At 73.8% G+C, this 16647-nt stretch carries 13 protein-coding genes; 5 read left to right on the top strand and 8 right to left on the bottom strand.

All coding sequences use genetic code 11. The features are described from left to right. Positions 1–26: 26 nt before the first annotated feature. From AB0K92_RS05295 to AB0K92_RS05305, 3 genes are all read right to left on the bottom strand, one after another. Positions 27–2612, bottom strand: a complete 2586-nt coding sequence (locus tag AB0K92_RS05295) for a bifunctional FO biosynthesis protein CofGH (RefSeq protein WP_365919587.1) — start codon at positions 2610–2612, stop codon at positions 27–29. Between the two features lie 287 nt (positions 2613–2899). Continuing rightward, positions 2900–3745: an LLM class F420-dependent oxidoreductase gene (locus AB0K92_RS05300; RefSeq protein ID WP_365919589.1), complete on the bottom strand. Its 846-nt coding sequence runs from the start codon at positions 3743–3745 to the stop codon at positions 2900–2902. Positions 3746–3841: 96 nt separating this feature from the next. Further along, entirely contained in the window at positions 3842–4330 is a 489-nt protein-coding gene (locus AB0K92_RS05305) for a protease inhibitor I42 family protein (RefSeq protein ID WP_365919591.1), read from the bottom strand. A 347-nt stretch (positions 4331–4677) separates the two neighbouring features. Between AB0K92_RS05305 and AB0K92_RS05310 the strand changes: the two genes are divergently transcribed. Together AB0K92_RS05310 and AB0K92_RS05315 are read left to right on the top strand one after the other, a co-directional pair. Beyond that, positions 4678–7623 (top strand): BTAD domain-containing putative transcriptional regulator, encoded by a 2946-nt coding sequence (locus tag AB0K92_RS05310; protein ID WP_365919593.1) that lies wholly within the window; start codon positions 4678–4680, stop codon positions 7621–7623. A gap of 225 nt (positions 7624–7848) precedes the next feature. Continuing rightward, entirely contained in the window at positions 7849–8049 is a 201-nt protein-coding gene (locus AB0K92_RS05315; RefSeq protein ID WP_165994888.1) for a hypothetical protein, read from the top strand. A gap of 88 nt (positions 8050–8137) precedes the next feature. On the opposite strand, the gene AB0K92_RS05320 is transcribed toward AB0K92_RS05315, so the two are convergent. The 3 genes from AB0K92_RS05320 to AB0K92_RS05330 form a co-directional block, all read right to left on the bottom strand. Continuing rightward, complete coding sequence (locus AB0K92_RS05320) at positions 8138–8692, bottom strand: hypothetical protein (RefSeq protein WP_365919595.1); 555 nt, start codon at positions 8690–8692, stop codon at positions 8138–8140. A 231-nt stretch (positions 8693–8923) separates the two neighbouring features. Next, positions 8924–11362, bottom strand: coding sequence for a PQQ-binding-like beta-propeller repeat protein (locus AB0K92_RS05325; RefSeq protein ID WP_365919597.1), 2439 nt, complete (start codon positions 11360–11362; stop codon positions 8924–8926). Between the two features lie 202 nt (positions 11363–11564). Further along, entirely contained in the window at positions 11565–12299 is a 735-nt protein-coding gene (locus AB0K92_RS05330; RefSeq protein WP_365919599.1) for a VOC family protein, read from the bottom strand. Between the two features lie 122 nt (positions 12300–12421). Here AB0K92_RS05330 and AB0K92_RS05335 point away from each other — a divergent pair, with 122 nt between their 5' ends. Beyond that, positions 12422–13063: a TetR family transcriptional regulator gene (locus AB0K92_RS05335; protein ID WP_165999749.1), complete on the top strand. Its 642-nt coding sequence runs from the start codon at positions 12422–12424 to the stop codon at positions 13061–13063. A gap of 86 nt (positions 13064–13149) precedes the next feature. Here AB0K92_RS05335 and AB0K92_RS05340 read toward each other — a convergent pair whose 3' ends face one another. After that, positions 13150–13602, bottom strand: a complete 453-nt coding sequence (locus tag AB0K92_RS05340) for an Lrp/AsnC family transcriptional regulator (protein ID WP_165999746.1) — start codon at positions 13600–13602, stop codon at positions 13150–13152. Positions 13603–13684: 82 nt separating this feature from the next. Here AB0K92_RS05340 and AB0K92_RS05345 point away from each other — a divergent pair, with 82 nt between their 5' ends. Together AB0K92_RS05345 and AB0K92_RS05350 are read left to right on the top strand one after the other, a co-directional pair. Next, positions 13685–14311 carry a LysE family translocator gene (locus AB0K92_RS05345; protein WP_365919602.1) on the top strand — a complete coding sequence of 209 codons (627 nt, stop codon included), beginning with the start codon at positions 13685–13687 and terminating at the stop codon, positions 14309–14311. Positions 14312–14339: 28 nt separating this feature from the next. Further along, positions 14340–15002, top strand: a complete 663-nt coding sequence (locus AB0K92_RS05350) for a pyridoxal 5'-phosphate synthase (protein WP_365919604.1) — start codon at positions 14340–14342, stop codon at positions 15000–15002. Positions 15003–15071: 69 nt separating this feature from the next. Here AB0K92_RS05350 and AB0K92_RS05355 read toward each other — a convergent pair whose 3' ends face one another. Then, positions 15072–16640: a sodium:solute symporter family protein gene (locus AB0K92_RS05355; RefSeq protein ID WP_365919606.1), complete on the bottom strand. Its 1569-nt coding sequence runs from the start codon at positions 16638–16640 to the stop codon at positions 15072–15074. Positions 16641–16647: the final 7 nt, after the last annotated feature.

Genomic DNA, 16647 nt, shown 5'->3' on the forward strand with positions numbered 1-16647 from the left:
GAGGCGGGCCGCCCGTGCCCGCTGGATCAGTCCAGGACCGGCAGCAGCTCCGGCAGGTGACCGTCGGAGGCCTCCGCCGCGCGGCGCCGTTCCTCCGGGACCTCGCCGTACAGCGTGGTGCGCGGCCTGGCCGGGCGGCCCGCCGCCTCCGCGACCGCGACCAGCTCCCTGACCGACTTGTACGAGCCGTAGGAGGAGCCCGCCATACGGGAGATCGTCTCCTCCATCAGCGTGCCGCCCAGGTCGTTCGCGCCCGAGCGCAGCATCTCCGCCGCGCCCTCGGTGCCCAGCTTCACCCAGCTGGTCTGGATGTTGGGGATCCAGGGGTGCAGCAGCAGCCTGGCCATCGCGGTCACCGCGCGGTTGTCGCGCATCGTCGGGCCGGGCCGGGCGATGCCCGCCAGGTAGACGGGGGCGTTGGTGTGGATGAAGGGAAGCGTCACGAACTCCGTGAAGCCGCCGGTGCGTTGCTGGATCGAGGCCAGCGTGCGGAAGTGGCCCAGCCAGTGGCGGGGCTGGTCGACGTGGCCGTACATCATCGTCGAGGAGGAGCGGATGCCCAGCTCGTGGGCCGTCGTCACGACCTCGATCCACGTCGCCGTCGGCAGCTTGCCCTTGGTCAGGACCCAGCGGACCTCGTCGTCCAGGATCTCCGCCGCCGTGCCCGGAATGGAGTCCAGGCCCGCCTCCTTGGCCGCGCTCAGCCACTCCCGTACGGACATGCCGGTGCGGGTCGCACCGTTCACCACCTCCATCGGCGAGAACGCGTGCACATGCATGCCGGGGACGCGGGACTTCACCGCCCGCGCGATGTCGAAGTACGCCGTGCCCGGCAGGTCCGGGTGGATGCCGCCCTGCATGCAGACCTCCACCGCGCCCACCTCCCACGCCTGCTGGGCACGGTCCGCGACCTGGTCCAGAGAGAGGGTGTAGGCGTCGGCGTCCGTCCTGCGCTGGGCGAACGCGCAGAAACGGCAGCCCGTGTAGCAGACGTTGGTGAAGTTGATGTTCCGCGTGACGATGTACGTCACGTCGTCCCCGACCGCCGACTTGCGCACGTCGTCCGCGACCCGGCACAGCGCGTCCAGCGCCGCACCGTCCGCGTGCAGCAGGGCCAGCGCCTCCGCGTCGGTCAGCTTCGTCGGGTCGTCGGCGGCGACGCGCAGCGCCTGGCGTACGTCGGTGTCGATGCGCTCGGGAGCCATCCCGGGCGCCGCCGCCTCCCGCAGGGCCTCCCAGTCGCCGTAGACCACGTCGAAGTCGTCGCGGCGGTCCGACGTACGGCCCTCGGTGTCGATCGAGTGGTGCAGGTCGGTGCGGCCCGACGCGGTGAAGACCTCCTCCGGTTCCTGCCAGGGCAGCCCCTCGGGCAGCGCGTCCGGCCGGGCCAGGCCCGTCTCGGGGTCGGCGAGCGCGCGGACGTGCGGCAGCAGGCGCGGGTCCAGCCAGGGCTCGCCGCGCCGGACGAACTCCGGGTACACGCACAGGCGTTCGCGCAGCTCGAAGCCGGCGGCGCGGGAGTGCTCCGCCAGCCGCTCGATCTGCGGCCAGGGGCGCTCGGGGTTGACGTGGTCGATGGTGAGCGGGGAGACCCCGCCCCAGTCGTCGATGCCCGCGCCGATCAGCCGCTCGTACTCGCCGTCGACCAGGTTCGGCGGGGCCTGGAGGCAGGCGCCCGGGCCCATGATGTGGCGGGCGACCGCGACCGTGGCGACCAGGTCGTCGAGTTCCGCGTCGGGCATGCCGCGCATCGCGGTGTCCGGCTTGGCGCGGAAGTTCTGGATGATCAGTTCCTGGATGCCGTGGTAGGCGCGCGCCACCTTCCGCAGCGCGAACAGCGACTCCGCGCGCTCCTCGTACGTCTCGCCGATGCCGATCAGCAGACCGCTCGTGAACGGCACCGAGGAACGGCCCGCGTCCTCCAGCACCCGCAGGCGGACGGCGGGCTCCTTGTCGGGGGAGCCGTAGTGCGGGCCGCCCGGCTCCGACCACAGGCGGGTCGCGGTGGTCTCCAGCATCATGCCCATGGAGGGCGCCACGGGCTTCAGCCGCTGGAAGTCCGTCCAGGTCATCACGCCCGGGTTGAGATGGGGCAGCAGCCCGGTCTCCTCCAGGATGCGGATGGAGACGGCCCGGACGTAGGCGATCGTGTCGTCGTAGCCGTGCGCGTCCAGCCACTCGCGGGCCTCGGGCCAGCGGTCCTCCGGCTTGTCGCCGAGCGTGATCAGGGCTTCCTTGCAGCCGAGGGCGGCGCCCTTGCGGGCGATGTCCAGGACCTCGTCGGGGGACATGAACATCCCGTGCCCGGCGCGGCGCAGCTTGCCGGGGACGGTGGCGAACGTGCAGTAGTGGCACTTGTCCCGGCACAGCCGGGTCAGCGGGATGAAGACGCTCTTGGAGTAGGTGATGACGCCGGGGCGGCCCGCCGCCTCCAGGCCCGCGTCGCGCACGCGGGCGGCCGAGGCGGCCAGGTCCTGGAGGTGTTCGCCGCGGGCCTGGAGCAGAACCGCCGCCTCGGAGACGTCCAGGGCGACGCCGTCCCGTGCGCGTTTGAGGGCGCGGCGCAGGGAGTTCTCGGTGGGGCCGGTTCCGGGGGACGCGGAAGTCGTCATCCTTCGAGCCTAAGGCTCCGCCGGTCGGACGGGGGTTGGGGGGCGTACCGGGGGTGCGCGGTGCCCGCGCGGGTGAGCTGGTGGGGCTGTGGTGCCCGCGCGGGTGGGCTGGTGGGGCTGTGGTGCCCGCGCGGGCGGGCCGGGGGTGCGCGGTGCCCCGCGCGGGCGGGCCTGTGGGACTGCGGTGCCCCCGCGCGCGGGCCCGGTGGGGCTGCCGTGCCCGCGCGGGCGTCCCGGTGGGCTCGCGGGCCAGGGAGCCGGGCCGGGCCCGCCGTGGCGGCCTCCGCTCACACGTACTCGCCGTACGCGTCCAGCGCGCGCAGCACCTCCGCCTCGCCCGCCGGAGGCAGCTGCACCACCGCCTCCTCGATGCCGAGTTCCGCGAAGTGCGCGAGCTTGCCCGGGGTGGGACGGACGGCGTACGGCACGACCTGGAGGGCGGCGGGGTCGCGGCCGGCGTCGGCCCAGGCGGCGCGCAGCGCCGGCAGGGAGGTGGACAGGCTGCCGCCGCCGATGGGGAGCCACCCGTCGGCGTACTCGCAGATGTGAGCGAACAGTTTCGGCCCGGCGGCGCCGCCGATGAGGGTGCGCGGGCCGACGACCGGGCCGCGCGGCTTCTGCACCGGCTTGGGGTGGGCGTGGCTGGCCCGCACGGACCCGAACTCCCCCTCGTACGCCGTGGGTTCCTCGGACCACAGGGCCCGCATCAGCGCCATCCGGTCCCGCACCAGCTTGCGGCGGGTGCGCCACTCGACGCCGTGGTCGGCGGCCTCCTCCACGTTCCAGCCGAAGCCGAGACCGAGGGTGAACCGGCCACCGGAGAGATGGTCGACGGTGGCGATCTGCTTGGCCAGGTCGATCGGGTCGTGCTGGGCGACGAGCGTGATGCCGGTGCCCAGGCCGAGGCGTTCGGTGACGGCGGCGGCCTGGCCGAGCGCGACGAACGGGTCGAGGGTACGGCCGTACTCGCGCGGCAGTTCGCCGCCCGCCGGGTACGGAGTCGTCCGCTCGACGGGGATGTGGGTGTGCTCGGGGAGATACAGCCCGGCGAAGCCGCGCTGCTCCAGCTCACGCGCGAGCCGGGTCGGGGTGATGGTCTCGTCGGTGAGGAAGATGGTCACGGCGATACGCATGACCCATCTCTACCGGGAGAGCGCCCGCCTGTCCATACCGACTGGTCGGCATCGAGAGTCTCGCGGTGGCGCGGTGGCGCGCGGAGTGGGCGGGGCTCAGCTCACCGTGACCCGGTAGGTGACCCGCTCCGGCTCGGTCGGCTCGGAGCCGCCCGCGGTCGGGGCGGGGGCGGGGGCGGGGCCGCCGTCATCCGTGTCGCAGGTGCTGGAGAACGTGCAGTGCAGGAGCACGATCTCGGTGCTGCCCTCGCCGGTCGCCTCGAAGGTGAAGGTGAGGCGGCTGCTCGCGCCCGGAGCCACCTCGCCGCCGGCGTCCCGCGTCGTCTCGCTCTCCCGGCCCCGCAGGCGGACGACCGAGCCGTCCGGCTTCGGGGCGGCCAGGTACCAGTGCGAGCGGGTCGAGGGGTTCTGCTCCACGGTGAGGGCGAACCGCTCGCCCACGGACGCCGTGACCGTGGGGTCGTCCGTGGGGTGGTCGGTGGGCTCGTCACCGCTCCCGCCGCAGGCGGACAGGAGCAGCAGGGCGGCGGCCACGCCCGCCGCCCTGCCGCGGGAGAACGACCCGTCACGCGTCGTCGAGTTCACTGCCGTGAGCCCTGCCCTTGTCGTCGTCGCTGTTGTCGCTGTCACTGTGGATTCGCTGTCACTGTCGCCGTCGCCGAAGCCGTCCGCGCCGGCCCACGCGGCCGCGCCCTGCTGACGATACGCACCGACCTGACGGGCCCTCACTGGGGCGGTGACGCGAAGGACAGGTGAGGGATGAGTGAACCCGCCGCCGCCGGACCGCCGCACGGTCGCCCAACCGCCCTGACAGCGGCCCCGCGCCGCCGTGAACGCGCTGTGATCGGCCTCTCGCCCGGCTGACGCATCCGCCATGAACAAGGCAAACTGACAGGGTTGCTCAGGATGGACAGGGCCTAGGGGGACGGCGGATGGACGGGGTACCGCGAGTGCCGGCGCAAAGGCGCCCGGACCCGGTGGAACCGGCGGCGCTGCGCTTCGGCGTGCTCGGGCCGGTGCGCGCCTGGCGCGGCGACGAACCGCTGAACACCGGCTCACCCCAGCAACGCGCCCTGCTGGCCGCCCTGTTGCTGCGCGAGGGCCGTACCGCGACGGCCGCCGAGCTGATCGACGCGCTGTGGGGCGAGGAACCGCCCTCGCAGGCCCTCGCGGCGGTCCGCACCTACGCCTCCCGGCTGCGCAAGGCGCTCGGCGCCGGCGTGCTCGTCAGCGAGTCCGGCGGGTACGCCGTCCGCGGCCTCGGCGAGGGCGCGCTGGACCTCGCCACGGCCCAGGAACTGGCGGCCGAGGCGGAGAAGGCCAAGGCGTCCGGAGACCTGTGCCACGCCCGCGCGACGCTGAACCGCGCGCTCGCCCTGTGGGACGGCGAGACGCTGGCCGGAGTGCCGGGGCCGTACGCGGAGGCCCAGCGGGTGCGCCTGGAGGAGTGGCGGCTGCGGCTCCTCGAGTCCCGCCTCGACATGGACCTGGAGCAGGGCTGCCACGCGGAGGCGGTGTCGGAGCTCACCGCCCTGACCGCCGCGCACCCGCTGCGGGAACGCCTGCGGGAGCTGCTGATGCTCGCGCTCTACCGGAGCGGACGCCAGGCGGAGGCGCTGGCCGTCTACGCGGACACCAGACGGCTGCTCGCCGACGAACTGGGCGTGGACCCCCGCCCCGGCCTGCGCGAACTCCAGCAGCGCATCCTCCGCGCGGACCCCGGCCTCGCGGAACCGTCCGCCCCGGTCGCCGAGCAGGCGGTCGTCCCCGTCCGCCCGGCGCAACTCCCGGCGACGGTCCCCGACTTCACCGGACGCGCCGCCTTCGTCGCCGAACTGAGCGAGGTGCTGGCCTCCTCGGAGACCGGGGTGATGGCCGTGTCGGCGCTCGCGGGCATCGGCGGCGTCGGCAAGACGACCCTCGCCGTCCACGTCGCCCACCAGGCCCGCTCCGCCTTCCCCGACGGCCAGTTGTACGTCGACCTGCAGGGCGCCGGCCAGCGCGCGGCCGAACCCGAGACGGTCCTCGGCTCCTTCCTGCGCGCCCTCGGCACGGCCGACTCGGCGATCCCGGACTCCCTGGAGGAGCGGGCGGCGCTGTACCGGTCGGTCCTCGACGGCCGCCGGGTCCTCGTGCTCCTGGACAACGCCAAGGACGCGGCACAGGTACGGCCCCTGCTGCCGGGCACCTCCGGGTGCGCGGCGCTGGTCACGTCGCGGGTGCGGATGGTGGACCTCGCGGGCGCCCACCTGGTCGACCTGGACGTCATGTCCCCCGACGAGGCCCTGGCCCTGTTCACGAGGATCGTCGGCGAGGAGCGGGTCGGCTCCGAGCGCGAGGCCGCCCTGGACGTCGTCGCCGCCTGCGGCTTCCTGCCCCTGGCCATCCGCATCGCCGCCTCCCGCCTGGCCGCCCGCCGCACCTGGACGGTGTCCGTGCTCGCGGCGAAGCTCGCCGACGAGCGCCGCCGCCTCGACGAACTCCAGGCCGGCGACCTCGCCGTGAAGGCCACCTTCGAACTCGGCTACGGCCAGCTGGAGCCCGCCCAGGCCCGCGCCTTCCGCCTGCTCGGCCTCGCCGACGGGCCGGACATCTCCCTGCCGGCGGCCGCGGCGGTGCTGGACCTCCCGGTGGAGGAGACGGAGGACCTGCTGGAGTCCCTCGTCGACACCTCCCTGCTGGAGTCCGCCGCCCCCGGCCGCTACCGCTTCCACGACCTCGTCCGCCTCTACGCCCGCGCCTGCGCCGAACGCGACGAGGAGCCCCCGAGCGAGCGGGAGGCGGCCATGTCACGGCTGCTGGACTTCTACCTGGCGACGGCGGCGGGCGTGTACGCGATCGAACGGCCGGGGGACCGGCTGGTGGATCACCTGGAGGCCACCGACTATCCGGGGCTGACCTTCGCGCACCGGCACGAGGCCCAGGACTGGCTGTACGCGGAGGCGGTGTCCCTGCTCGCCTGCGTACGCCAGTCCACCCGCCCCGCGTTCCTGCGGCGCGCGGTCGACGCGCTGTGGGCGTCGGTCGACCTCGCGGAGTCCGGCTCCAACGCCAGGGAGTACGAGGGCGTCGCCTCCGCCCTGCGCGACGCGGCGCAGCGGGCCGGCGACCCGCACGCCCAGGCGCGGGCCCTGATCATGCTGGCCTACGTCCACCACATCACCGGCCGCTTCGACATAGCCGACCAGGCCGCCGAGGCGGCCGCCGGGCTGAGCGCCGGGGACGACCCGCTGACCGGCTGCTGGGCGGCCAACACCCGGGGGGTGATCGCGCTCTACCAGAACCGGTACGAGGACGGCGAGGCCCATCTCACCCGTGCGATCGAGGGCTTCCGCGCCTGCCAGGACCGCCCGGGCGAAGCCAGCGCCCTGTGCAACCTCTCCCGTATCCACCTGGCCACCGGACGCACCGGCAGCGCCGTGTCCCTGGCCGAGCGGGGCACGCGGATGTACGACGCGATGGGCCACGCCCTCAAGGGGGCCAACGGCCGCTACGCCCTCGGTCTCGCCCTCACCCAGAGCGGCCGGCTGCCGGAGGCCACGGCACGGCTGACGGAAGCCCTGTCCGTGTTCCGGGACAGCCGTCAGCGGCTGTGGGAGGGCATGTCGCTGTTCCGTCTCGCCGAGGTCGACCTCGCGGGCGGACGCGCCGCGCAGGCCGCGGCGAACGCCGAGATGGCGCTGACCGTCCTGCGGGGCATCGGAGGCGAATGGCGGCGCGGCAACGTCCTCGTCGTGCTCGGCCGGGCCCTGAACGCGGTCGGGCAGCGGGACCGGGGCCAGGTCTGCTGGCGGGAGGCGCTGCACATCTTCGAGACCCTGGGCGCGCCGGAGGCGGACGAGGTCAGGGACCTGCTGACCCCGGCGGCCGTCGCCTGAGCCGCGGCCGGAACGGCGTACCCGCGGCGGCGTTCATCGTTCGTTTATCGCCGTCCGGCACTCTCGATCGTGTCGAGCCGTCGCCGGGGGGAGGCGAACACAACGGCCGCGGGGCCGGACCTCTAGGGTGTACCGGCCCGACGGGGGCCGGCCCGGCAGTCCGCGGGGGGATTGCCGGGCGGCCCCCGTCCCACGAACGCAGAACACCGCAGGGGAGCCAGTCACATGAGCGAGAACAGCACCGAGAACATCCACGCGACCGGCGAGCCCACCGCCGACACCACCAACGGCAACATCCACGCCACCGGTGAGCCCGTCACCGTGAAGAACATCCACGCCACGAGCGAGCCGCTCAAGGGCCTCGCCGAGGACGGCGCGGGCGACACCACCAACGGCAACATCCACGCCACGGACGAGCCGGTCTGAGGCTGACACACGGGGGGATCGGCCGCGGCGGCGCGGAGGGGGAGCCGTCGCGGCCGACGTGTGTCCGGGGCGCGTGCGCGCCCGCGGGTCACACCGCCGTACGCGTCACGTCGTCCAGCTCGCAGCGGCCGCCGCTGCCGTCGCCGCCGTCCGCCGGGACGTAGGAGGCGGCCACGTCGAGGGTCTCGGTGTCGCCGGGGGCGACGTACGGGATGGTCGTGTCGCTGGTGCGCAGCACCGTGCCCGCGGGGTCCTTGACGGTGACGCTGAACTCGTAGGTGTAGGTGAGCGTCGAGCTGGGGTTGGCGGCGCTGACCCGGGCGACGATGCCGCGGCCGGCGTCGTAGACGCAGCTGTCGATCCGCACGTCCCGGGAGGCGTCCGCGGAGGCGTCGCCGCCACTGCCGCTCGTCTCGCCGCCGGAGGTGGCGCCCGTGTCGTAGCCGGAGTCATGGCCCGAGTCGTAGCCGGACCCGGAGTCGTCATCGTCGTAGTGGCCGCTGCCGCCCGACGAGCCGGACGAGCCGGAGGAACCCGAGGAGCCGGAGCTGTCGCAGCCGCCGCCGCCGGAGTGGCGGGCGCCGGTCAGCGCGACGACCACGCCGACGAGGACGGCGACCGCGCGGACATGGCGAAGCTTCATGTGGAGACCCCCGTGTGAAGAGACAGCGTCGTGAGAAAGCGACCTGGCGTTGGCATGCACGCGTCAGGCTAGCGCAGCTCGCGTGGCGGTCCCCGCTCACCGGGCGTAGCGTCGGGTGCCTGAGCGGTGAAGGAGTCTCCACCCGCTCACCGCGTGCGACGGCCGCCGTCTGGACCCCCTTCCGTGCCCTTGCGACGGCCGTCCCCGGATCTCCCGCGGACCGCGCGGACCTCACGCGGTCCGCGCGGTGCCCGTGCCCTTCTCGGCGTCCAGCGCGTAGACGCAGCGGTCCTTGCTGCACGCGTACACGATCCCGTCCTTGACCACCGGCGAGCCGGTGATCTCCCCGCCGGTCGCCAGCTTCCAGCGCAGCCGGCCGTCGTCGGCCTTCAGCGTGTACAGCAGGTGGTCCGTGGAGCCGAAGTGGATCCGGCCCTCCGCGACCGCCGGGGCGCCGACGATGTCGCCGCCCGCCTGGAAGCGCCACTTGGGGGTGCCGGTGACCGCGTCCAGGGTGTACAGGCCGGTGCCGCTGCCCACGTGGACGTGGCCCGCCGCGACCAGCACCGGCTCGACCGAGGCCCGGGCCTCGGTGGCGATGCGCCAGCGGTCCCGGCCGTCGGTGGCGTCCAGGGCGTAGACCGTGCCGAGGTAGTCCGCGAGGTAGACACCGCCGCCGGTGACCGCGGGGCCGGGCGCGAAGGCGGGCGGGGAGAGGAACACCGCCGGGGCCTCGAAGTGCCAGCGCACGTGGCCGCTCGCGACGTCCACGGCGAGGACGCGGGTGCCCGCGGAGACGTAGACGTAGCCGTCGGGGGCGGGCGCGACCCGGACCGGCACACCGCCGCAGGAGGCCGCGTCGCCGATCGGGTAGGACCAGCGCTCGTCGCCGGTGCGGGCGTCGAGGGCGCGCAGCCGGGCGTCCTGCCAGAGGTAGACGGTGCCGTCGTGCAGGGCCGGGCCCGCCTCCGGGGACTCGAAGTCGGTCTGGCAGCCGGTGATCTCCCACAGCTTGCGGCCGTTGACGGCCTCCCACGCCTGGACGCCGCCGCCGCGGGTGCCGGTGACGACGGTGCCGCGCTCGGCCTTGAGGGAGTACACCCAGGCGTCCGTGGACAGCCGCCACAGGTCGGTGCCCTCGCGGGCGTCCAGCGCGAACAGGGTGGGCCCGTCGGAGGCGTGGATCCTGCCGTCCGCGACCGCCATCGACCAGGCGACGTCGCGGGTCTTGAAGCGGCGGCGGCCGGTGGCCACGTCGAGGGCGTGCACCTCGAAGGAGGTGACGTACACGAGGTCGCCGGCGACGGCCGGGGTGCCCCACACGTCGTTCGACATGCGGAACCGCCACGGGCGCCAGCCCGTCGCGGCCGGCTCCGGCGGCACGGGGGGCGCCGGCGGCGCGGTCACGGCCGGATCGGCGCCGCCCACGCCGGGGCGCGGCTTCGACCAGGAGGCGGCGAGACCGGCCTCCGGCGGGGGCGCCTTGACGGCGGCGGCGCGGGCGTCGGCGACGCGCGGTCCGGGCCCGATGGGCACGGCGGCGCCGGCCAGCCGGATCGGCCCGCTGTCGGGCGCGGCGGAGGGGCCGGGGACCGGGGGCGCGCCGACAGGGACGGGCGGGGCGCCGACCGGGGCCGGGACGACCGGGTCGTGCGGCGGCGGGGGCGGTACGGCGGAGCCGCCGCGTCCGGCGCCGCGCCCGCCCGAGTGTCCGCCGGGGTGCCCGCCGTGATGGCCACCGGAGTGCCCGCCGGACGCGGGCTTGACCGCGGGGCGGCCGCCGCGGCGGGCCTCGATGAGGGCGACGGCCCGCTCGGGCAGCCACGCCGACGCCGTCCCGCTGTCGTCGGAGCCGGAGCCGAACAGATGCGGGGCGAGCTGGGCCTGGAGGTCGGCCGGGGTGGGCCGGGCCGCCGGGTCCATCTGCATACAGGACTCGATCAGCGGGCGCAGCTCGTCGGGCAGGCCTTCGAGGTCCGGGCCCTCGCGCAGCAGCATGAAGACGGTCTCGACCGGGTTGGCGCCGTGGAAGGGCGGGTGGCCGGTGGCGGCGAAGACGAGGGTGGAGCCGAGGGAGAAGACGTCGGAGGCGCCCGTCACGCTGCGGGAGTCCTTGGCCTGCTCGGGGGACATGTAGGCGGGGGTGCCGACCGCGACGTTGGTCATCGTCAAACGGGTGTTCGATACGCCGGACGCGATGCCGAAGTCGATCACCCGCGGGCCGTCCTCCACGACCAGCACGTTCGACGGCTTCAGGTCCCGGTGGACCAGTCCGGCGCCGTGGATCGACTGGAGCGCCTCCGCCACGCCCGCCGCCAGCCAGCGCACCGCCTGCGCGGGCAGCGGACCGCAGTCGTTCACTATCTCCTCGAGGGAGGGCGCGGGCACGTACGCGGTGGCCAGCCACGGCACCGCGGCGCGCGGGTCGGCGTCGACCACGGCCGCCGTGTAGAAGCCGGAGACCGCGCGGGCCGCCTCCACCTCACGGGTGAAGCGGACCCGGAACAGCTGGTCCTCGGCCAGCTCGGTGCGGACCGTCTTGATCGCCACGCGCCGGCCGGACGCCGAGCGCGCGAGATAGACCAGCCCCATGCCGCCGGCCCCCAGCCGTCCCAGCACCTCGAACGGCCCGATGCGCCGCGGATCGTGCTGTGTCAGCTGATCCACCACTTGCCTGCCACCTCCCCGTACGAGCCGCGTCACCCACATATGTACGCGACCCCGTGCAGCGTCTCACCACCGCACCGCCGTGGCGGCACGCACCCCGATTCTTCCTGGCCGGGGCGCAGGTTGCGAACCCGGTGAGAAACGGGGTGTCTCACCTGATATCGCCGCAAAAACCCTGGTAGGACCGGACCCGGCGTGGCCGGTTTCAGCGCTGGAGCACCGCGAACGACGCCCCCTGGTCGTCCGTGACCACGCCCACCGTGCCGTACGACGTCTCGAACGGGCCCGCCTGCACCCGCCCGCCGAGCCGGGTCACCTCGGCGAGCGCGGCCGCGCAGTCCGCCACCCGGAAGTGCACCAGGAAGTGCGGTGGCATCTCGGCGGGGAAGACGTCGGTGAGCGGGGCGCGGCCGAAGTCGGGCTCGGCGTCCGGGCCGAACAGGGCGTCGTGGAAGAGGCCGCCGTAGAAGCCGTTCGCGGCGGCGGTGTCCCGCGCGTACAGCTCCGCCCAGCCGAACGTGCCGGGCTCGTGACGGCGCCCGAAACCCCGGTGGGAGCCCGCCTGCCACAGGCCGAAGACGGCGCCCTCGGGATCGGTGGCGAGCGCGGCGACACCCAGCTCGCCGACCGGCACCGGCGCGGTCACCACCTGCCCGCCGGCCGCCAGGATCCGCCGGGCCAGGCCCTCGGCGTCAGGCGTCGCGAAGTACACCGTCCACACGGTGGGCAGCCGCCCGTCCGCCTTCTGCGCGAGCGCGGCGACCGGCCGCCCGTCCAGGCGCGCCCACACGCTCCCGCCGTACGACTCCTCGAAGGACCACCCGAAGAGCTCACCGTAGAACCGCCTGCCCGCCGCCACGTCGGCGAGCTGGGCGTCGACCCAGCACGGGACGCCCTCGGTGTATCCCTCTTGGTGAGCAGATGCCCTGTTTTCGGCCATGCAGTCAAAGTAGCGGCGCCCCGCGCACCCCGCTCACCAGGCACACAGCCCTCGAAGCCCCCGCGCACCCCATTTGCAGTCGGCCGAATAGCGCTCCCACCCCCCCTCGGTAAGCTGACGGCATGACAGGACAAGTGCGTACCGTCGACGGCCGCGTGGCCGGCCGGCGCGGGCAGGCGACGCGGCAGAAGCTGCTCGACTGCCTCAGCGAGATGCTCAGCTCCTCTCCCTACCGGGACGTCAAGGTCATCGATGTCGCCCGGAAGGCAGGCACTTCGCCCGCGACGTTCTACCAGTACTTCCCGGACGTCGAGGGCGCCGTCCTGGAGATCGCCGAGCAAATGGCGGGCGAGAGCGCCGCGTTGACCGGACTGGTCGAGGGACGCACCTGGGCCGGCAAGGCGGGCTGGCAGACCGCGCAGGAACTCGTGGACGGATTCCTGGAGTTCTGGCGCAAGAACGACGCGATCCTGCGCGTCATCGACCTCGGCGCCGCCGAGGGCGACAAGCGGTTCCACAAGATCCGCACGAAGATCCTCAGCTCGGTCAACACCTCCCTCGCCGAAGCGGTGTCCGAGCTGCAGGCCAAGGGCCGGGTCGACAAGGACGTCAGCGCCGCGGCGATGGCCGGCTCGATCGTCGCGATGCTCGCCGCGGTGGCCGGCCACCAGAAGGGCCTCGCGGGCGTCAAGCAGAACGAACTCAAGCCCGCCCTCGCCCTGTTGGTGCACCTCGGCATCACGGGCAGGAAGCCCGCGAAGTAGCGGGTCGCGCGACGGCGGACCCCCGTCTCCCCACGTCCTGTCATGCGCCCCGGAAGGGGCGCGGGGAGCCACGGATCCGCGCGGCGCTACGCGGGCAGGGGCCGGTCCCGCACCACGTGCTTCATCACCAGCGTGGACGTCAGCCGCTGCACCCCGGGCAGCGTGGCCAGCCGCTCGTCGTACAGCCGCTGGTAGGCGGCCAGATCCGCCGCCACCACCCGCAGCAGATAGTCCGGCTCCCCGAACAGCCGCTGCGCCTCCAGTACCTCCGGCACCTCGGTCAGCGCCCGCTCGAACCCGGCGACCGTCTCCCGGTCCTCCTGCCGCATCGAGACGAAGACCAGCGCCTCGAAGGTCAGCCCCACCGCGGCCGGGTCCACGACGGCCCGGTAGCCGCTGATCGCCCCCGACCGCTCCAGCTCGCGCAGCCGCCGGTGGCACGGCGAGACGCTGAGCCGCACCCGCGCGGCCAGCTCCGTCACGGTCAGCCGCCCGTCCTGCTGCAGCTCGGCAAGGATTTTCCGGTCCACGTCGTCCATGCGGGAAATCTTGCCTCAGAGTGCGAGTGAGCGGAGAAAGAACGGGAACACTTTCGGCGCATCTCCGCCTAATGTCCCCGGTATGGACTCGGCCTCCCTCCTCTCCTTCCTCGCTCTGGACCTCCTGCTGGTCTGCGTACCGGGCGCCGACTGGGCGTACGTGATCTCCGCCGGCCTGCGCGACCGCTCCCCGGTCCCGGCGGTCGCGGGCCTGGTCACCGGCTACGCCCTGCACACGGTCCTCGCGGCGGCGGGCCTCGCGGTGCTGGTCGCCGGATCCCCGACGCTGCTCACCGCGCTGACGGTGGCGGGCGCGGCGTACCTGCTGTGGCTGGGCTGGGGAGTGCTGCGGCGGCCGGCCGTGCCGGGCGCCGCGGACCCGGCCGGCCCGCCCACCGGCCGGCGCCGAACCTTTCTGCGGGGCGCGACGATCAGCGGCCTCAACCCGAAGGGCCTGCTCCTCTACCTGTCGCTGCTGCCGCAGTTCCTCACCCTGGAGGGCCACCACCTGCCCGTGCCCGTGCAGACCACCGCGCTCGGCCTGCTGCACATGGCGTGCTGTGCCGCCGTCTACCTCACGGTCGGCCTGCTGGCCCGCGCCGTCCTCGGCGCCCGCCCGGCCGCCGCCCGCGCGGTCACCCGCACCTCCGGCGCCGCGATGCTGGGCATCGGGGCGTTCCTGCTGCTCCAGCGGCTGGCCACCGTCTGACGCCGGCGGATACGGCGATACTCGGGCCATGGCACCGGACCTTCACGAACTGCTGCGGTCCCTGCGGGTGTGGGACCTCGACCCCCTGCCCTCCTTCGACCCGGCCACGGCACCTGACGACCCGCTCGACCTGTTCACCGCGTGGTTCGCGCAGGCGGTCGCCGCCGGGCAGCCCGAGCCGCACACCATGTCCCTGGCCACGGCCGACGAGCAGGGCCTGCCGGACGTCCGGACGGTGATGCTGCACGGTGCCGACGCGGCGCACGGCTGGAGCTTCGCGAGCCACGCCGGCAGCCGCAAGGGCCGCCACCTCGCCGCCCGCCCGTATGCCGCCCTCGGCTTCTACTGGCCGGCGCAGGCCCGCCAGATCCGGGTGCGCGGCCGGGTCACCACCGCCCCGCCCGAGGAGGCCCAGGCCGATCTGCACGCCCGCTCCACCGGCGCCCTCGCCGCCGCCCTGACCGGCAGGCAGAGCGAACCCCTCGGTTCCCTGGACGAACTGGCGCGGGCCTCCGAGGCGGCCTGGGCCCGCGCCGAGCGCGCCCCGCGCACCCCGGCGCCGACCTGGACCCTCTACCGCCTGCGCCCCGAGGAGGCCGAGTTCTTCCAGGGGGACGCCCGGCGACGGCACGTACGCCTGGTGTACCGCCGCGACGGCGACCGCTGGACACGCACCCTGCTGTGGCCGTGACACGGACGACCGCCCGGGCGGCCGTGTCCCGGGCGGTCGTGACCCCGGGCTCGGTGGCCCGGAGCCGGGTCAGTCCTTGACCGGTACGCCCGGGGTGCCGTCCTGCTGGGCCGGGATCGGCGCCGCCGTGCCGGTGCCGTCGTCGTCCGTGTTGATGCGCTCGATGACGGCCAGGCGCTCCGGGGTGTCCTCCGGCTTGAGGTAGCCGATCAGGATGTAGAGGACGAGGGAGACCGCGAGCGGGATCGAGACCTGGTACTGGAGCGGGACGCCGCCGTCGAGGTTCCAGTGGATGGGGTAGTTGACCAGCCAGAAGGCGAACAGGCCGGTCGCCCAGCTGGTGAGGGCCGCCGTCGGGCCGGAGCGGCGGAAGGGGCGGAGCAGGCCGAGCATCATCGGGATGGCCATGGGGCCCATCAGACCGGCGACCCACTTGATGACGACGGTGATGATGTCGCCGAACGTGGGGGAGTTGACCTGGGTGGCCGCCGCCATCGACAGGCCGAGGAAGACGACCGTGGTGACGCGGGCGACCCGCAGGCCCTGCCCCTCGCTCCAGGCCCGCGCCCGGCGCCAGACGACCGGCGCGCAGTCCCGGGTGAAGACGGCGGCGATGGCGTTGGCGTCCGAGGAGCACATGGCCATCGTGTGGGAGAAGAAGCCGACGATGACCAGGCCCAGCAGGCCGTGCGGGAGGAGCTGTTCGGTCATCAGGCCGTAGGAGTCGGAGCCGTCGGACTTCTGGGACTCCACCAGCAGCGGGGACATCCACATCGGGAAGAACAGGACCAGCGGCCACACCAGCCACAGCACCGCCGACAGCCGCGCCGAGCGCTCGGCCTCGTAGGCGCTGGAGGTGGCCATGTAGCGCTGCGCCTGGTTGAGCATGCCGCCGTTGTACTCGAACAGCTTGATGAAGAGGAAGGCGAGCAGGAACACCGTGCCGTAGGGGCCGACCAACGGCTCGCCGTGGCCTTGGAGTTCGGGCTCGTGCCAGGCGCCGAGGAAGCCGATGCCCTTGTCGTTCAGCTCCATGATCACCGCGACGAACATCGCGATGCCGGCGAGGAACTGGATGACGAACTGGCCGAGTTCCGTGAGCGCGTCGGCCCACAGGCCGCCGATCGTGCAGTAGACGGCGGTGATGGTGCCGGTGATGAGGATGCCCTGGTTCAGGGACACACCCGTGAACACCGACAGCAGGGTGGCGATCGCCGCCCACTTCGCGCCCACGTCCACGATCTTCAGCAGCATCCCCGACCAGGCCAGCGCCTGCTGGGTCTTCAGGTCGTAGCGGTTCTTCAGGTACTCCAGCGGGGAGGCCACGTGGAGGCGGGAGCGGAGCCGGTTGATCCGCGGGGCGAACAGCTTGGAGCCGATGGCGATGCCCAGGGCGATCGGGAAGGACCAGGTGACGAAGGAGGTGACGCCGTAGGTGTAGGCGATGCCCGCGTACCCCGTGAACATCACCGCGCTGTAGCCCGACATGTGGTGCGAGATGCCGGAGAGCCACCAGGGCATCTTGCCGCCGGCGGTGAAGAAGTCGCTGACGTTGTCCACGCGCTTGTGCGACCAGATGCCGATGGCCACCATCACGCCGAAGTAGCCGATGAGCACGGCCCAGTCGAGACTGTTCATGTGCCAC

Origin of the sequence: Streptomyces sp. NPDC052687, assembly GCF_040678395.1 — a bacterium.
Lineage (GTDB): Bacteria > Actinomycetota > Actinomycetes > Streptomycetales > Streptomycetaceae > Streptomyces.